12 protein-coding genes are annotated in these 17068 nt (G+C 42.2%); 4 read left to right on the forward strand and 8 right to left on the reverse strand.

The genetic code is table 11. The features are described from left to right. Nucleotide 1: 1 nt before the first annotated feature. Nucleotides 2-1951 carry a sigma-70 family RNA polymerase sigma factor gene (locus CD05_RS0108970; RefSeq protein WP_028510231.1) on the reverse strand — a complete coding sequence of 650 codons (1950 nt, stop codon included), beginning with the start codon at nt 1949-1951 and terminating at the stop codon, nt 2-4. A gap of 383 nt (nt 1952-2334) precedes the next feature. On the opposite strand from CD05_RS0108970, the gene CD05_RS0108980 reads away from it, so the two are divergent. Next, the gene (locus CD05_RS0108980; RefSeq protein ID WP_028510232.1) at nt 2335-2541 is read left to right on the forward strand and encodes a hypothetical protein; all 207 of its coding nucleotides are present in this window, start codon (nt 2335-2337) and stop codon (nt 2539-2541) included. Further along, a complete protein-coding gene (locus CD05_RS18040; RefSeq protein WP_051588903.1) occupies nt 2525-3349 on the forward strand; it encodes a hypothetical protein in 825 nt (274 codons plus the stop codon). Before CD05_RS0108980 ends, CD05_RS18040 begins: the two co-directional genes overlap by 17 nt. 164 nt (nt 3350-3513) lie before the next feature. Here the strand turns inward: CD05_RS18040 and CD05_RS0108990 are convergent, their stop codons facing one another. After that, on the reverse strand, nt 3514-5106 hold the full coding sequence (locus tag CD05_RS0108990) for an AAA-like domain-containing protein (protein WP_028510233.1): 1593 nt from the start codon (nt 5104-5106) through the stop codon (nt 3514-3516). Between the two features lie 523 nt (nt 5107-5629). Beyond that, nucleotides 5630-6541: a hypothetical protein gene (locus tag CD05_RS0109000; protein WP_028510234.1), complete on the reverse strand. Its 912-nt coding sequence runs from the start codon at nt 6539-6541 to the stop codon at nt 5630-5632. A 61-nt stretch (nt 6542-6602) separates the two neighbouring features. Between CD05_RS0109000 and CD05_RS0109005 the strand changes: the two genes are divergently transcribed. Beyond that, a complete protein-coding gene (locus CD05_RS0109005) occupies nt 6603-6986 on the forward strand; it encodes a hypothetical protein (protein ID WP_037322916.1) in 384 nt (127 codons plus the stop codon). Nucleotides 6987-7601: 615 nt separating this feature from the next. Here CD05_RS0109005 and CD05_RS0109015 read toward each other — a convergent pair. Together CD05_RS0109015 and CD05_RS0109020 are read right to left on the reverse strand one after the other, a co-directional pair. After that, nucleotides 7602-9512 (reverse strand): hypothetical protein, encoded by a 1911-nt coding sequence (locus CD05_RS0109015; protein WP_028510236.1) that lies wholly within the window; start codon nt 9510-9512, stop codon nt 7602-7604. A gap of 318 nt (nt 9513-9830) precedes the next feature. Continuing rightward, complete coding sequence (locus tag CD05_RS0109020; RefSeq protein ID WP_028510237.1) at nt 9831-10340, reverse strand: hypothetical protein; 510 nt, start codon at nt 10338-10340, stop codon at nt 9831-9833. A gap of 190 nt (nt 10341-10530) precedes the next feature. Between CD05_RS0109020 and CD05_RS0109025 the strand changes: the two genes are divergently transcribed. Continuing rightward, complete coding sequence (locus CD05_RS0109025; RefSeq protein ID WP_028510238.1) at nt 10531-12453, forward strand: AIPR family protein; 1923 nt, start codon at nt 10531-10533, stop codon at nt 12451-12453. 77 nt (nt 12454-12530) lie between these two features. Here the strand turns inward: CD05_RS0109025 and CD05_RS0109030 are convergent, their stop codons facing one another. The 3 genes from CD05_RS0109030 to CD05_RS19680 form a co-directional block, all read right to left on the reverse strand. Beyond that, nucleotides 12531-15107, reverse strand: a complete 2577-nt coding sequence (locus CD05_RS0109030) for a polynucleotide kinase-phosphatase (RefSeq protein WP_028510239.1) — start codon at nt 15105-15107, stop codon at nt 12531-12533. Further along, nucleotides 15100-16494 (reverse strand): 3' terminal RNA ribose 2'-O-methyltransferase Hen1, encoded by a 1395-nt coding sequence (locus CD05_RS0109035; protein WP_028510240.1) that lies wholly within the window; start codon nt 16492-16494, stop codon nt 15100-15102. The genes CD05_RS0109030 and CD05_RS0109035 overlap by 8 nt, the downstream gene beginning before the upstream one ends. 88 nt (nt 16495-16582) lie before the next feature. Then, nucleotides 16583-17035 (reverse strand): dual specificity protein phosphatase family protein, encoded by a 453-nt coding sequence (locus tag CD05_RS19680; protein ID WP_028510241.1) that lies wholly within the window; start codon nt 17033-17035, stop codon nt 16583-16585. Between the last annotated feature and the right edge of the window lie 33 nt (nt 17036-17068).

Raw genomic sequence — 17068 nt, forward strand, 5'->3', positions numbered from 1 at the left:
ATCATTCCCTCCCTGCAAAAAACCTTTCAAGGCTTGCGTTTATCTTGTCTGCCTTATTTTCTGTTTTGTTGCTTTTAAGCCGATCAAATAGCGCAGGATAGTCAGTTTCTGACCATATATCAAAAATACTGTTATCGCCGAGTGAAGAAAAGTCAGCATCCATATTAAACCCGTTAAACGGCGAAGAAAGCGTTTTAGTATCAAAGTATTCTTTTATTTCTGCCTTATCGGAAAAGGCTTTGCTGCCAATGATAAGCTCGCTGTTTTTGTTGATACTTGTATTATTATCAAAGCTGTCAAGCACAAAGTATTTCAGTATCTCGTTATCTGTATTTACAAGCGTCAGAAGCTTTAGCGCATCTGACTTATTTCTGCTGCCTGATGATATTCCCGTTGTGCAGGCAGTTCTTGAATAGATATAGGGTGTGGTAGTTCGCTCTGTGACGGGTACAGTTATTATCGGCAGCTCTGCGCCTTCATAGGTTATTATAACTGCAAAATCCCCGGAATCGATCTTGTCGGTCTCACTTTCAAGCTTTCCCGTAGGATCAAATATATAGCCTTGCTCGTAATAGCTGTGGAGAGTATCAAGAACCTTTTTCAGCTCGGGGCTGTCAGAATAATCGAAAGCCTTTTTCTCGCTTGCGGAGTATATAAAGCCGTTTCTGCAAAGGCTCCCGTCTGTAGTAATAAGCTGTTCGGCAGATGCAAGGCAGATCATCTTTTCTTTATTATCGAGTTCATTCATCATATTACCAAGAGAAGAAAACTCAAGGTCAAAGCCTTCTATCTGTTCTTTTGAAAAATAATCATTGTTAAAAATATATTTTATCTCACCCACATCAGCAGCAGTATTAGGAATGGTATAGCTCACCCCGTTTACATTTGTCTGAGTCCATAGCTTTTTGCTGTAGGTGTCAAACAAAGTGCTGTCTGTATCTATCGGTTCAAAAAAGCCACTGTTTATCACCTCTAATGACGAAAAATCCTCGCTGTCAAATCCGAGCGACGCAATATCAATGCTATCCCTATGGTCTGTAAGTGCCTTATCGTAATCACCGCCGTACCATTTAAAATGAACTTCAATACCTGTACCCCTTTTGTCAAGCTCTGTATTGAGTGCCTTTATGTTTTCATCACTTATAGAGTATTCGTGAGGTACAGCCCAGGTTATGACAGTTTTTTGCGAGGCGGGCTTGGGCAGACGTTCATCACCCATTTCATTGTTTAGGTACCCAAGTCCAAGAGTAACAGCAACAACCGCCGCTGCAGCACCGATCGCAGCCTTTGTAAACAAACTCGTTTTAGCAACTCTTGCAGCTTTTTTGATGACAACATAGCCTTCTTGTGCAGTATTCTCAAGCATTGCCGACAGCGGGAACGCCATAAGCATTCCGCTTTTTCCGTACAGCTTTTCAAGCTGCTTTTTTATATGCTTTCTTGCCCTGTGCAGCTTTACCCCTGCGGTGCTTTCATTTATGCCGAGTGCAGCGGCTATCTCCTTTAATGACATATCTTCATAGTAAAACAGTACCACAGCCGAACGCTGCGAAGGCTCTAAAGAATCTATCATTTCCCTTAGCTTACACTTGATGTCATTATTTTCTGCATAATCCTCGGGCAGCATAACAGGGGAATCAAGGGATAATTCTTCTTCGTCATCAAAATATTCAAGCTTGTTTTGAGCTTTGAGGCGGGCTATACACTTGTTATAGCATATCGTATAAAGCCACCCTGCAAATGCCTCGTCCTCCCGAATGCGGGATATATTTTCAAGTGCTGTCACAAAGGTCTCCGAGGTCATATCCTCAGCTATCCTTGTGCCATTTACATATCTGAGCGCAAAGAAATAAACCTTGTCTTTGTATTCATTGTAAAGCGCTTCAAAAGCAGACTTATCGCCGTTCTTAGCCCTCGAAACAAGAGTTTTTATGTTATTCTTCTTTGTCATTCCAATTCACCTCACTTTGAGAAAAGATTTTTTGATATATATGAAATTCGCTCTCGGCTGACAGCATATCAGCCTCTGCAAGCATTTTTATTATGCGCATTATTGCTTCGTCTAAGCTTATATACATAATATCACCCCTGATAAGCCCTTTCAATAAGTAAGAGTTTTTCAGATGAGATTTTTTACACTTTATTCTGTTATTTGTATGTATGCACAAATTGAGCAGATAAAATCTGTGCAGTATTACCATTTCCGCTTGCAGCCAATAAAACAATGATCATAAAATAGTATTTAAAATGCGATAGCCTTTCGTCAATTATTTAGAATATAGATCATATTCGGCAGTGCATACATAGAGCGTGGAACGGAGATCAGCCACCATTTTGACAAAGTACAAACAGGTAAAAGAAAAGAAGATCACATTTGATATGAAACAGTGGGCGGAGGTCGAGAGAAGGGCTAATGCCTGCAACAAGACTACAACGTCCTTTATTCGTGATAAGGCGGTAAGCTCGGAGGTCAGGGTTTTAGACTTAAAGGAACTTGCCCCTCTGATAAACGGTATATTTGGAGATGAAAACAGTTTATGATCATTTTGCAAGAGATAGCTTTGACAGTCCTCCGCCGCTTACAGGCAAAGGAACTGCCAAAGCGATTCACTTTGTTATGAGCTTTGTCAGAACTAAAACTTTCGGTGAGGAATACACCGAGGATAGCCTTAAAACTCGCATACTTTATCGTGAGGTAGGTGCCGGTAGTACACCTACAATTGACAGTCAATCGCAGTTAATGGCAGCATATGTTGCTGTAATAGGTGATGTTCACATACTTGCAGCCCAACGGAAGAAAGTACCTCGCAAGCGAATTATCACAGCGGAATACTCGGTTGAAAATGATCTTGATGTTTATAGGCTGTCGGCACAGCTATCAGTGATAAACAAAGATAATATACGTTCTATCGGTGACTTGGAGGGCAGGATCAGCAAGCTGCGAATCGAATACGAAAAGCAGCGGCAGGAGATAAACGAGCATATTGAAGAATACAACCGAATGGTGAGCCTGCTTGAACAGGCACAGCTTTTTAAGCAGTTATCCGCTAAGAGTAAGCCATCTGATGCAGAGCAGCTACAGCTCAAAGTTTGCAGGCAGGCTTTGGAGCAGAATGATATTCACTCCCCTGCTGATGTGGACGCTCTGCGTGAAAAGGCTCGGCATTTGGGCATAAAAATATCAGCCCTCAAGGATAACCTTGAAGGCTGTAGGAAAAGGTATGATGTGTACTCGGATATTGCCAAGACTTATGGTGAGATCTCACAGGGAGACTATATAAGTAGACTTGTAGAGGAAGAAAGGCAGCGAAGAAAGTATGTTGCGAAGAAGGATAAACGAAAAATATAAAATCTTCCGCAGGGGTTAGCAATTTCCGGTGGTTTGTGATAAAATGTATACGATAAACTTCAGCATACTAAGAATTACACCTACTCAATGCCATTTCTGACACTTTCTCAGATACCTGATATAACCTGAAAGAATAAGCAGCAATCAATAATTCTCAAAACACCTTACAGCATTCCCTCATACAAGGTCTTGTCTCCGACCTTGACCATTTGAACGCCAAATTCCTTTTTCTTGTTAAAGTTAAAGCTCAACATATATCCAACATCAAGCCCAAAAAAGTCGAGATAACCCTTGAGCTGTTGCTCGCCTTTTTCATTGTAGCGCTCACCATGCCAGATTTTGAGCTCAATCACATATCTTATGCCAAGATAGTGTATAACAATATACATACGTCTGTGGTCACGAGTCTGCTCCTCAATACTGTATGTCCCGACTCCGTTTATTATCGGAGAGAGGTATGTCAGAAAACGCTCCCTTCCTTCTGATTCAGCAAATTTCTCAGTATATTCATCATGAATAATCTTCTGTGAATCGATAAAATGTTTCATTATCTTAGGAATATTCAACTCTCCATTTTCAATGAATATCGATTTTTCAGAATTACCAAGTTGTTTTAGGTCATCAAACTTGCTCTCACCAAGAAACTGCTTGTACATTCTCATTTCAAAAATACGGTTAAATACAACACAGGTATTGTGATAATTGCGTACAAAGCCATACATTCGCAGCTGCTTTTGTGCTTCATCATCAGGAAGATACTCCAAAGTATTTCCTCGCAGAAGTATTCCTTTTAGTTTTTCACGCAGTTCGGGATAATTGGTAAGCTTACCTGTAAGAGAATCAAACAGTGAGTTATCTTCAGAAAGCAGCAGCTTTATCGCTTCGTCAAAGCCATTGTCCGTCCACGCATTTTCAAGGGTGTCTATCTTGCCGGGCACAAGTTTTTCATCAATAAGCTGACAGATACGGCTGACAAGGAAAGGATACCCGAATGTGTATTCATATATCCTGTCTGCAATAGCTTTTGTATCCATACCGGTATTGTGGTCAGATTCATAATCATCAAGCATACCCTTAATTCCAGCGGCCGAAAGAGTCATGTCGATATCAAAATCAGCAGCTATGTTCCAAGGGCTGTTGACTTTGATCTGTTCATCATCCCGTATTTTGCTTTTCAGATGCTTAATGTCTGTAACCCCTGCAAGAATGACAGATTGGAATGCAGGATAATCCATATCGGCTTCTCGTTCAAGATACATTACTCTGAGTTGTGCAAGGAAATCAAGAAAGACCTGATTATTGGAAGCACTGTCAACTTCATCTATAAACATAACTATCGGTTTCTTTGAGATGCTGCACCATCTGATAATAACCATAAACAGTTTTTTCAGATTAAGAATGATTTCATCTTTGTTGCTAAGCTCTTCAAATTCAGAAATAATATTTTCAGGAATGACAACTTGTTTTATTTCAGCTATTTCGATTAGATTTTGTGCAAATGCTTTAACAAAGCTACCCTCTGTTCGGAAGATCGAATGGCTCATGCTTTGAAAATCTAAGCTCAACACATTGTACTGCTCTGAAAGGTATTTCTTTAATGCAACAAGTGTAGTTGTTTTACCATACTGCCTTGGGCGACTTATATTGAAATAATCTCCACGCTCTACCATTGCCTTTATCTTTTCAAGCCGCTCGGTAATATCAACCATATAATCCTTGGCAGGATTGCAAAGTCCTGTGGTCTTAAAGCGCTTCATTTATCTCGCCGCCTTTCGCTGTATTATTTCCTTTATTAATGATAGTATATCACATATTTTTATAATAGTCAACCAAAAAACTGTTGACAGGCTTTGTATATATCGCTTTGCATAGACTCATTTTCTAGCTTCACCATCATAAACTCCTCTCTTAATCTGCAACTAAAAATCGCCATATAACAAGCCAAAAATATTAAGGCAACACCGCACAACCAACGGCTTACGCCTTTGTATGCCATATGCTTGAAAATTTTCCGTCATATCGCCCAAATCCACCTTGTCTTACGCCAGTAAAACTGCGGCGGATATAGGCAATCTGACGAAAAATTTGTCAGCGCATCTGACATACAATGGTCGTGCGGTATTGCCTTAAAACAAATTACCATTCCTGCCTTTGTCAATAAAAAACTGAGCCACAGCGCTATGAAAAAAGTGAGCCGGTTTTGATAAAAAAATAATGAGCCACTAATCATTATTCATGGTCGAGTCGATGCGGTAAGATGAGCTGCAGTTTCAATATTATTTATTCAGCTTTGGGAGCCTGTTTCCCTTGCTGTGTTATTATCCTATCACAAAACAGTATAAAAGAACAGGTATTAATAATACCTGGTCCACCCTTATGTAGTACCCCGCCTACAAATGAACTTAGGATATTCTCATATTTCACCTCAAATACAAGGCAGCATTCATCCATATGCTCCCTTGCGTAGCTCGTCAGGTGCTTATTTCCCAAATGATCCACACAAATATATTTGCTCTCACGCAAACAATAATGCCCCTCGACATATTCATAAAGCCCCAGATCCAATATTTTTCTGAACTTAGAATTATTTATATACTCCTCGATAGCCTCATTCTCATCTATAGTATATGTTTCATTTCTGCCAAGCCTTGAAATATATGAAGGCACTCTGCTGCCCTTAATATACTGACCGATTCCGCCAACTTCCCTGTATCCAAATTCATACAGCCTGCTTCTTGTCATTGTTTTAGTCACTCCAAAGTATTGCGCCATATCATTAACGAGCTTTCTGATGTTTTCAAGTGAGATCTCCCCTCCATAGCTCTTTAACAATTCCTCAGCCTTTTTATTTCCGGGCATCTCTTGTATAAGGATATATGAAGGCAGCTTGTTAGCCTGTAATTCCATTATATCTATCGGTGTCCACTTTACAGTTCTCCCCTCTTGAAACTCCCTGCGCTTGCAAAGATAAGATGTGTATTGTTTTCCGTGAGCCATTTGCATCATAAAAAAGTAATAGCATAGCCTATGATGTGTTCCTTCGTGCGTTGCTGTTGTATTTATCTTTCCTCTTGAATCACAAGCCTTTATGTTTAATAGTACAGTACCCGGGTTAATATATTCACTTTTTACGCTGTCTGTTTCAGGATCGTAAACATCAGCGGTTCCAAAGCTGAAAAAATACTCCCCCATTACTCCGTCCTCGGGAAATACACCCGAATTAACAGATAGACCCATTGCTTTGAGCCAATCTATGAGCCTTTATGACAGGGCAGCTCAGTTTGCAGCTTTTCAAGCACTATCATGCTATGAAGATATGATATATGAAACAGGAAGGCTGACAGATGAATACATAAACCTGACCGATGTTGCACGGGAGGAGCTTGACAGAAGATTTGTATTTCTATCAGCGTTGATAGACGAGGGATACCGTCCCGAAATAACTGTTACATACTTTATTCCCGACAATTTGAAAGAAGGCGGCAGTTATGCTGAGTACACGGGAGAGATCAAAATGATTGACAGAATATTTATGAGGATATTGTTCTATGACGGTGAAAAAGATATAACCGGAAAGATTATCAATATCAGCAATATATCAGCCATTGAAGGAGAGATTTTCTCACAAATGGAATAGGGCTTGCTCCACACGGAACAAGCCCTTAAATAATAGCGAAATCAGAATAAAAGAATTCTAGCTTTTTATCTTCGGTTAACAGAAAGGCATTCGAGCTATATATGAATTGTATAAATATACAAAATCAATCAAGTTTTATGTGCATTTTGAACAAAGCAGAAATAATAACCAACTGTCACAAAAAGCTTACAATAAAGCCCGTAGATGACGTATCTACGGGCTTCTTAAAGTGGCTCCCCCTGTTGGACTTGAATTGAGTTTTATGATTATTTTAAATTGCAAGAATTCTTCTGAATTCCCGTATCAGCGGCATTTGCAGCAAATTGGCATAATAGTATCTTACTATCTTAATGTGGGTTTTAATGACCGATAATGACCAGATAATGACCAGAATTATGGTGTGTTCCGTTTGATTGGTCTGTATAATATAGTATATTGATTATTATTTTTGGCTTTGATGTGCTGTATTATCTTGTGCTTCAAACACCTGCTCAGGCATATCACCATAGAATATGTTTAACATTCCGCTACCTCCTTTTAAATATGGTATATAGTAGTATTATAACACATGATACCCAAAAAATCAATAATGGAAATAAACTTAGACATGATGATTCAAGTACTGTTCTTCACCGTCGGAAGATGCTCGGGCATTGAGCCTATAATTATTTTATTCAGATCACTTGCCCAGCAGAAGTATATGCGTATCAGCTCCTCCGATTGATTGCCTCGCTTGATGTGCTGATCAAGCGTGTATTGACTGCCGCTGAAAGTTACGGAATAGTCTGTGCGGAACATTTTAAGTGCTTCTTTTCCGCAGCCTTGTATCTCCCAGTTGCTGCGTGCAGCGTAGAGTTCAAGCTCGTCTAAAGTGATCTTCTGCTGACGGTATTTTGCATAGGCTGAAAGATAAAGTATCCCGTCACACAGGCTGAAAAGGTCAAGCGAACCGCTGTATTTGCGCATTTCACTTGCTGCACGGGGAGCAACTATTATCTCATCAGAAAAGCTGCTTTCAATCCAATCGCAGACTGCATTTTTATCTTTTGGGAAAGATGCCGCAAGTTCGTAAAGTTGCTGATAGAACTGTATCAGTTCGCTGCTGCGGCGATAGGAGTTTTCCTTTATCGACAGCGTTTCTTTGAGAGCATCACATTCTTCTGTTTTATCCGCAAGAGCAGATTCAAGTGAAGCTATCCTTTTTTGCAGCATTCTTATATTGACAGCCGTCTGAGCCATATCTGTCTGTTGCTGTTTTAATTCCTTTATCTGTTTATTCAGATCATCTCTTTCAAGCCTGTATAGCTCACAACGCTCTTCAAGAGAGCTTGTTGTTTTTCGTTTTGTATGGTACTCCTTCTGCTTTGCTTCAGAGGAAAACAACACATCGCCGTAACAGAATTTGCTGCGCTTTGGCATTTCAACAGCACCTGCATACAGCTCATCAAAGGCTGTCTGTATATTTTTGCCGTACTGCGAATAAGCAAGCCTATCTGTCACATTCTGCCCCTGAACGGTGATTATGTCGCCGTGTTTGATAGTGATATTCGTTTTGTTCACGACCTGACCTATAAACTTGTCCTCTACGAAAACTACGATAGCATAGCCTGACAGCATATAAGAGAGCTTCTTATAGTCAAGCAGAGGCGGCTTTTCTGTTTTGCTCTCAGTCTTAGGCTTTACTGCAGCCGGTTTTGTTTTCTGCTTTTTGGGTATTATCTCTGCTTTTACATTGGTTTTGTATTGAAGCAGCTCAGGTGAGATACTGATCCTCTGCTCTTTATCTACCGTCTTGCCCGAGAGCTTATACTGGATCACATCAAATGACGGCAGGCTCGTTGTGATGTCCTGCGGCATTGGTGTTTTCACGGACAAAGTTGTGTCTGCAAAAATGATGAGCGGCAGGCTTCTGTCTTCGTCTTTATAAATGCCGATAAAGCGGTCAAGCTCGGATTTACTTTTAACTGTAAGCGGCTCGCCGTTGATTATAAAGCCGCTGTGAATAAGGCGAATATCGGGATTATCGGCAAGAGCCCTGACTATCCTCGGGCGGAAAACCTCGCAGTCGGTCTGATTATCAGAGGGCTCGGAGCAGATAGTTCTTATGCCGAGAGAAACCTTATCATTTTGCTTGAGGAAAGCTATCTCTGTGGTGAAGGACCTGCCGTTGACGGGGGCACGCTCATTTTCCTTGCCGGGATTTGCGCCCATATCAGGCTCGGAGATACGAAACGACCACACGCCGAGCTCCTCGATATATATCATATCTATCTGAAAGCCGCTTTCATAGCTGAATGACGTTATACGGTCATTAGCAAACTGCGAGTAGTTTTCCGGCTCGGGGGTATCTATCTCGGCAGGAATGGAAGAATGATCGCTGAGCCTTGACCTTATCCAACGCATAGTTTCAAGAATACATATCTTAAAAACATCATCAGAAGCGACCGCTGCTGAATCTGCCACCGCGCTGAACTGATATGTAGGATAGCTTTTCAGCGTATGTACTTTTGTTGTGATATATGCCATATTCCCGCCTCCTGTTATTATGCTTTGCTATATGATATTATAGCACAAATTCACACATTTTTCAAGAGCTTATGACATAATACAACAACCCCCGCAGCCTATGACCGTGCTTTGGCTGCGGGGAACACTCTATTGTGTTTTACAAAAGCTTTTACTGCGGCCTTTTATTGTGCTCCTTAAGGAGACTATGTTTTTTAAAAAGCAAGTAGCTTACACTTAACACTTACACAAACATATAACAATAAAATAACGGATAACGATTTACCTTAGACCTTATGATTATTGATCATAAACCAAAGCCCGCAGACGGATTTTTGATCAGAATATGAAATCAAACTCAACTGTATTATTTACAACATCAAGAGCAGTCTGTGCCTTAGCGAGCTCATCGGCGGCTGCCTGATAGTCTGCTTCGGCCTGCCTGATGTCGTAGTTTGCATAGCGGTAGTCGATAATAGAGCCGCCCCTTGTATAGCGGTTCTCCTCCCTCGCCTTCGGAAGAGCGTCTCTCATATAGCCGAGCTTCTTCACTCTATTGCTCAGCTGCGGCAGGAACACGAGCATCTCGTCGATAGTAAAGCCATACTCGGGTATGACGGTCGTGGTGTTGAATATGTTTATAGCGTGCCTGAGCCTGCGTATCTGGGTTTCAAGCTCTGCCTGCTGCTTCTGCATAGCCGCATAGTCATACTCGGGTCTGAGCGACTCTACGTCCTCGCCGAGTGATGCTAAAAACGTGCTTGTGCTCCTTTCCTTTGCGGTCAGTGTGTTAAAGCGGTCAATAAGTTTACGCAGCTGCTTTGCTGCCTGTGCAGATGTCATTTTCATAGTTATTCCCTCCGTTTTCGGTTTCAGGTTCGTGGTTTTTTGTTCTGTTATCAGTATAGCAGAGGGCGTGGGTAATATTTTGCACATGGGGTGGTTTTTGTGCATAATTCACAGTTTTTTTGCGATTTTGGTTGACTTTTGGAATAAAATGGGGTATAATGGGAGTATAAAGTTTAAAGGAGGCGTAGCTATGAGTAATATTATCGATGATAGAATGAACCGATACTATGAAGAATTTAAAGAGCAAGGAGATTTAAACACTAACTGTATAGTTAGAAGAGGGAAAAAAGAGGATGCTTTTCCTATTGTTGTATTAGAAATACTATATAGGAATTTACTTGACAAACCAATTAATTCCAGTCATGCCAATTACAGTAAACCTGAAGCATATAAAGAAATATCAAAGTATATTGTTCCACCGCCAGATAGTGGTATTGATATGATAATAGAAAAAGAAAATGGTGATGAATATGAATACGAATTCGTTCAAGTCAAACATTCAAGCCTAAGAAACGAGACAATTTATTCTTGCTTTGATAAAATGAAAAGCACAATTAAAGCATATCTAAATAACCCCGATACTGTTAAACCACCGATAACAAAGTCGTTTTTAAACTTGATAAATGAAAAAAACTTTGACAAATCATTTGAAAAAAATGTCACATATGTTGTCGTCCATAATGGTGATAATAGTTCATATGTGAGTAGAGATTTTTATGATGAGATAGTAATTACTTCACAGGATTTAGAAAGGATCTTAAATAACAATGAGCTAGAATGTGTTCATTCTGCTGTTCTTAAATCAGATGCAATTAATAATTTTATGACTTATCAAGATAATGCACTCCTTGTTAACATTAGAGGTTGGGAATTAGCTAACTTAGCTCTAGAATATGATAATACAGAAACCGGAAAAAACCTCTTATATGGTCAAAATTTCAGAAATGGTTTAGATAAGAAATCTAAAACATATGCTGGAATGAAAGAAACGATAGATAGTGAGCCACACAATTTTTGGTATTATAATAATGGAATCACCATTGTAGCAAAGGATTATGATGCTAAAAAAGACGATAATGGATCTATCGATTCTATAATTTTAACAGATTTTTCCATTATTAATGGAGCTCAAACAACAAGTTCTCTATGTAAATACTATCTGGAAGCAGATGACAAAGATAAAGCAAAGCAAAGGTTAAACAATGTTTATGTTTTTACAAGAATACTTAAAATTACTGACGAAAAACTTGGATTGAGTATAACCAAATTCAACAATACTCAAAATCCAATATCCGATAGAGATATGGTATCAAATAATATTGAACAAATATCTCTTCAAAGGAAGCTTAAAGAAGGAGCTCCTAGAATCTATATGGAAATAAGAAATGGCGAAAAGAAATACCTAACTGGAAATACTCGACTAAAAAAGGCAGAAAAACATAGATATATTTCAAATGAAGATTTAGCACAGTTGGTACACGCTGGTCTTAAACAATCACCATATACTGCGAAAGACCAAAAAAAGCAATTATTCATTAAAGATTTAAAACGCCCAGACTTAATAATAAATCAATACTATGATGATGTTTTTTCATACATATCTAATCCACAGGGAATTCTATTTACTAAAAGTAACAACGAAATAGATGAGTTATTATTTGTCGGAAAAGAATTGTATGATGCGTCTAAAAAACAATTAAAAGAAGATTATGGAATAATACTAAAAAGTAGTACAGATGATACTGAGAAAGAAGAAATAAAGCTTCAATTACAAATAAGCAGGATATGCAAATTCTATGTTCTATGCTATTATTATTCTGCCAAAGTCTTACTAGAAACAAGAGAAAATAAATCATATAGTATTAGCTATGATTCGGACAGATATTTTGATAACCAAGAATATAAAAAAGCTTTGGTAGAAGGCTTCACTACTTTGTTTTTAATTCCAACGATAGAAATAATTATTGAAGAAAAATCAAAAACTCCAAATTCAGCATCTGATTACTTAAAAACCCTTGAAGCACAGAGAGCATTTCTATCTTTATGTAATAGACGAATAGCTATCAGAACAACCATTTCAAAAATCAGAGAGTATTTTGAAAGCATTTTATAAAGTCCAAAGATTCATGCCTATATTTGCACCAAAGCCGCCCTCCCGGGCGGCTTTTCCATTATCATATATCTCCCATGTCACAATCTCGGATCCACCGGCTCGCTCTCGAATGCGAGCACGCCGAACGCGCACTCATGTACCCTGTAAAGCGGCTCGCCGCCGACAAATCTGTAAAGCGACTCTAAACCGAGCGAGAACTCCTTTAGCGCCAGCGAACGCTTGCGGCTGAGTGAGCGCACCTTGAGCCGTTTGAGATGCCCGGGCTCAAGATACTCTGCGCCGTAGATTATGCGCAGATACTCACGCCCCCTGCACTTTACGGCAGGCTGCAAGAGCCTGGCGTTATGCCTTGCGATGTATGTCTCGGGCTTGACGACCATGCCCTCGCCGCCGTTTCGGGTGAGGGCATCCCACCACTCAACGCCTGCGGCGATGCTGCGCTCGTCCTCTGTGTCAACGGTGATATAGGGCGTTGCCATAAACACGGCATCGCTGCCGTTTGCTATGTATTTTCTGATGCTTGTCATATGCCATTCGTGGGTGGTGTCAGACCACACCTTGCCCTCGGTCGCTAAAATGTGGAAGGGGGCAATGCGGTAGTCGTCAACGCTTTTTACCGTCCAGCAGTATTCACGGTAAGCATCAATGTATCTGCCTATGTCCTGCTGCTTGGTCTTGCAGCTTTCAAGCAGGGCGGCAGGATCAAAGTCGCCGCCGTGTTTAGTGCTCTCGGGATTTACGGGCAGCTTGTGTATTGCGCATACCTTTTCAAGCGCCGCTACTGCCGCCGAAAGCGAGCCTGCCGCAGCATTTCCCGTGGGTGCATACTGCGTGCGGATAAGCCCCTGCGCCTTTTCCGACCAGGGCATAAGCTCGGTGTCAAGGCACACCCAGTCGGTCGCAAAGTCGCCCCAGAAGTTGCTTTCAGTAAGCACCTTGTCGAGCCTGTCGAGCAGAGCAGTTTCGGTGCCGCTGTTTTCAAAAAAGCGCCTGCCTGTTCGGGTGTAGATAATTCCCCTTGTGCCGTCTGTTATGACGAATCTTCTCTGTGCCGTCTGAGCATCTCTACAAAGAACTATGACCGCTCTCGAGCCCATGTGTTTCTGCTCGCAGACGACCTTTTTTACACCGCCTTTTCTGTAATACTCAAACGCTTGCAGGGGGTGTTCAAGATAACCGTCAAGCTCGCTCGTCTCGCAGGGCGACATTGTGGGCGGCAGATAAATCAACCAATGCGGATCAGCCGCAAAGCGTGACATTATCTCCAAAGCCGCCGCAGAGTTGTTCTCGTGGATATCTATCGCCGGCATAAGCTCTGTTTCGATGTGTATCTTTTTATTGAAATTCCCCACCGTGAGCATATCGCCCATTTCGGTGTCGATAGGCGTATCAAGGGGCTTTACCGGCTCGTAGTATTGTTTGAGCGCAGGAATGCTAACAAACTCTTTCTCAGGCCAGCGCATAGCTGTTAGCTTGCCGCCGAAAACGCAGCCCGTGTCAATGCAGTAGGTGTTGTTCTGCTCTCTTACCTCACGCCCTGCGATATGCCCGAAAACAACTGATGCCCGCCCTCTGTAATCAGATGCCCAGTCGATTCTCACAGGCATACCGTATTCGTCACGCTCGCCTGTTGTTTCGCCGTACAAGCAGAACTCTCTTACCCTCGCCGAGCCCCTGCCGATATAGTCCACTCTGAGCCCAGCGTGTGCGATAACAAGGTTTCCGTCATCAAGCACATAATGGCTTACAAGACCGTCGATAAATGAGATCACCTCTGCCCTGAACTCATCACCGCAGGCATCTATCTCGGCTATCGTGTTTTCGATACCGTGCGAACGCTGTATCTTTTTGCCCCTCAGATATTTTAACAGCTTAACATCGTGGTTGCCGGGTACTGCAATAGCATTCCCCGACTTTACCATATCCATAACAAGGCGCAGTACGTCTGCATTGCGGTCACCCCTGTCGCAGAGGTCGCCCAAGAAAGCCGCCTTTCTGCCCTCGGGGTGAGTGTAGATGCCGTCTGTCTTGACATAACCCAGCTTGTCAAGCAGCATTTCAAGCTCGGTGCAGCAGCCGTGGATATCACCTATGATATCGAAAGGTCCATGCTCGTCCTTTTTGTCGTTCCAGAGCCTGGTGCGGACTATCTCTGTGTTTTCAAGCTGTTCGAGCGAATTGATGACATACACAAACCTGAAGCCCTCACGCTTTATATCCCTGATGCTGCGCTTTGTATTTACAACGTGCTGGCGTATAACACGCTGCGGGAAACCTCTGTCGGGACGCTGTTTGTTCCTCTCCTGCAAAACACTTTCGGGGAGGTTGAGTATTATCGCCGCCGTGTGAACATTCTGCTCCTTTGCAAGTGAGAGAATCTTCTCTCTTGCCGTCCTATGGATATTAGTCGCATCAATGACAGTCAGCTTCATATTGTCAAGGCGTTTATTTGCCGCATAATAGAGCAGATCAAAAGCATCTGCCGAGGCCGACTGGCTGTTTTCGTCATCGCAGACCATTCCTCTGAAAAAGTCTGACGAAAGCACCTCTGTCGGCTTGAAGTGCTTGTGTGCAAAGGTCGTTTTGCCCGATGAACTGCCGCCTACAAGTGCCACAAGGCAGAACTCGGGTATCTCTATTCTGAACTTATCCATTCTTAGTAAACACCCCCATCTGTGTCGGTGTGCCGAGAGCTTCGTCTATATCGCCTATGCCGCTTATCTCGCAGGTATAGCCGTATTCCTTGCAGACGTGCTCTGTCCATTCTCTGAACTCCGCCCTTGTCCACTCAAAACGGTGGTCGGTGTGGCGGAGAGTATTTTCTTTCATATACTCATAGTTTGCGTTGTATTCTATATTCGGTGTAGTGACTATTACTGTTCTTGGGTTGGCAAAGCCGAACACCGAACGCTCAAGCGCAGGTAATCTCATAGGCTCGATATGCTCTATGACTTCGATTATGCAGGCGCAGTCATACCCCGAGAAGCGCTCATCACGATATGTAAGCGATGCCTGCATAAGTGTGAGCTTATCACGCAGGTATGGCGACATTCTGTCAAGGTGCATACGCTGCGATGCCTTTTCAAGTGTGCCTATCGAAACATCGCAGGCGGTGACTTTGGTTATCTGCCGCTCGGTGAGCAGCATTGATGTGAGTTTACACTCGCCGCAGCCGAGGTCGATAACGCTCTTTGCACCGCTGTCATGCACGGCATTCTTCACCGCCTCCATACGCAGTGTGTTAAGAGGGGTAAACTCTTTCTTTTCCTTTTCAGGTGCAGGCTCTGTGTCTTCATCTTCTGCCTCGGGGATATCATCATTTAGCTTGCCTATCGCTCTGCGTGCAAAGCTGCGTTTTGCATAGAAATATCTGTTTACTATCTTCTGCTTCTGCGGGTGAGTGCCAAGCCAGCCCTCGCCGTGAGAGAGCAGCTTTTTTATCTCCTCTTCCTGTATGTAATAATGCTTCTGCTTATCAAAAACAGGTATCAGCACAAAGATGTGATTGAGCAGTTCAGAGAGCCTGACAGTACCGCTTATCGTCAGGTCGATATACGGCGATATGCCCCATTCAGGGAACTTGTCATCGAGCTTGCGGCGTTCGGCCTTTACCTCATAGCCAAGCGGCTCGAATATCTGTCTGGCAAGCTCGGTATCGCCGTTGTCTTTAAGAGAATATATGCAGGCGGTAAGCAGCAGCGGTGTGTCGGCAAGCTCGGGGCGCTTATCGCACCTGCCGCTCATAGCCGTACCAAATACCCTTGCAATAGCCGTGCTCATAAACGAAGTCGAGGCATAAGGGCGGTCGTTAACATAATCAAAAAGGCCGCCGTCCTTACTGCCGACTTTACCTCTTGCAAGGTCGATAGGGTCGATGTCGAGCAGCAGAGCGGCGGTAGTTTTCTCATCGCTTACCTCGGGGTAGAAGACATACGCCTGCCCGTAGTTAAGCTCAAACCGCTGTGCACGCTCGGGGTTTTTATGCAGCAGGAAGCCAAGCTCCTGCGTGTTGTGTCCGGTATATGTTATAGTGAGCAACATTCTGCCGCCACTCCTTTCAGGTCATTTTTATTTATGTTAGCATAGTTTAGCGGGTATGTCAATTATACCTGTGGTTTAGTGTCAACGATTATTTATCTGTATAATAGTCGTTCAGCGCATTGAGCACAGTACGATAGACCTTCATATTCGGTTTATATAGTGCATTTGAAAAAATATCCTCATCAGAGCAATACAAATAATACATTATTGCCGCAGCACAGCCTGCCGAGCGAGACATTCCTGCACCGCAATGAACGATCATGCGTGTGACCTTATCCTTGACACGCTTAACAAACTGCGCTATCTCAAGGCCTTGTCTGTGAGATATACAGCGTCTGCCGTTTTCACTGCCCTCATCACAGTCAACATCATCAAAACATACACGCAGTATCTCAACAACGTTGTTTCCAAACACTCCGTCTGATATAGCTTCTTCATCTGTGCCGTATATCGAGACCATTGCCGTAAGCTCGTCGTTAACTTGTGAGAGATACGCTTCAGCATTTTTACGGTTCATTATTGTGACTTTGCAGGGATTCATTTGCTGCACCTGACCTTTCGTTATTATATACAC

Source organism: Ruminococcus sp. NK3A76 (genome assembly GCF_000686125.1).
GTDB lineage: Bacteria > Bacillota > Clostridia > Oscillospirales > Ruminococcaceae > NK3A76.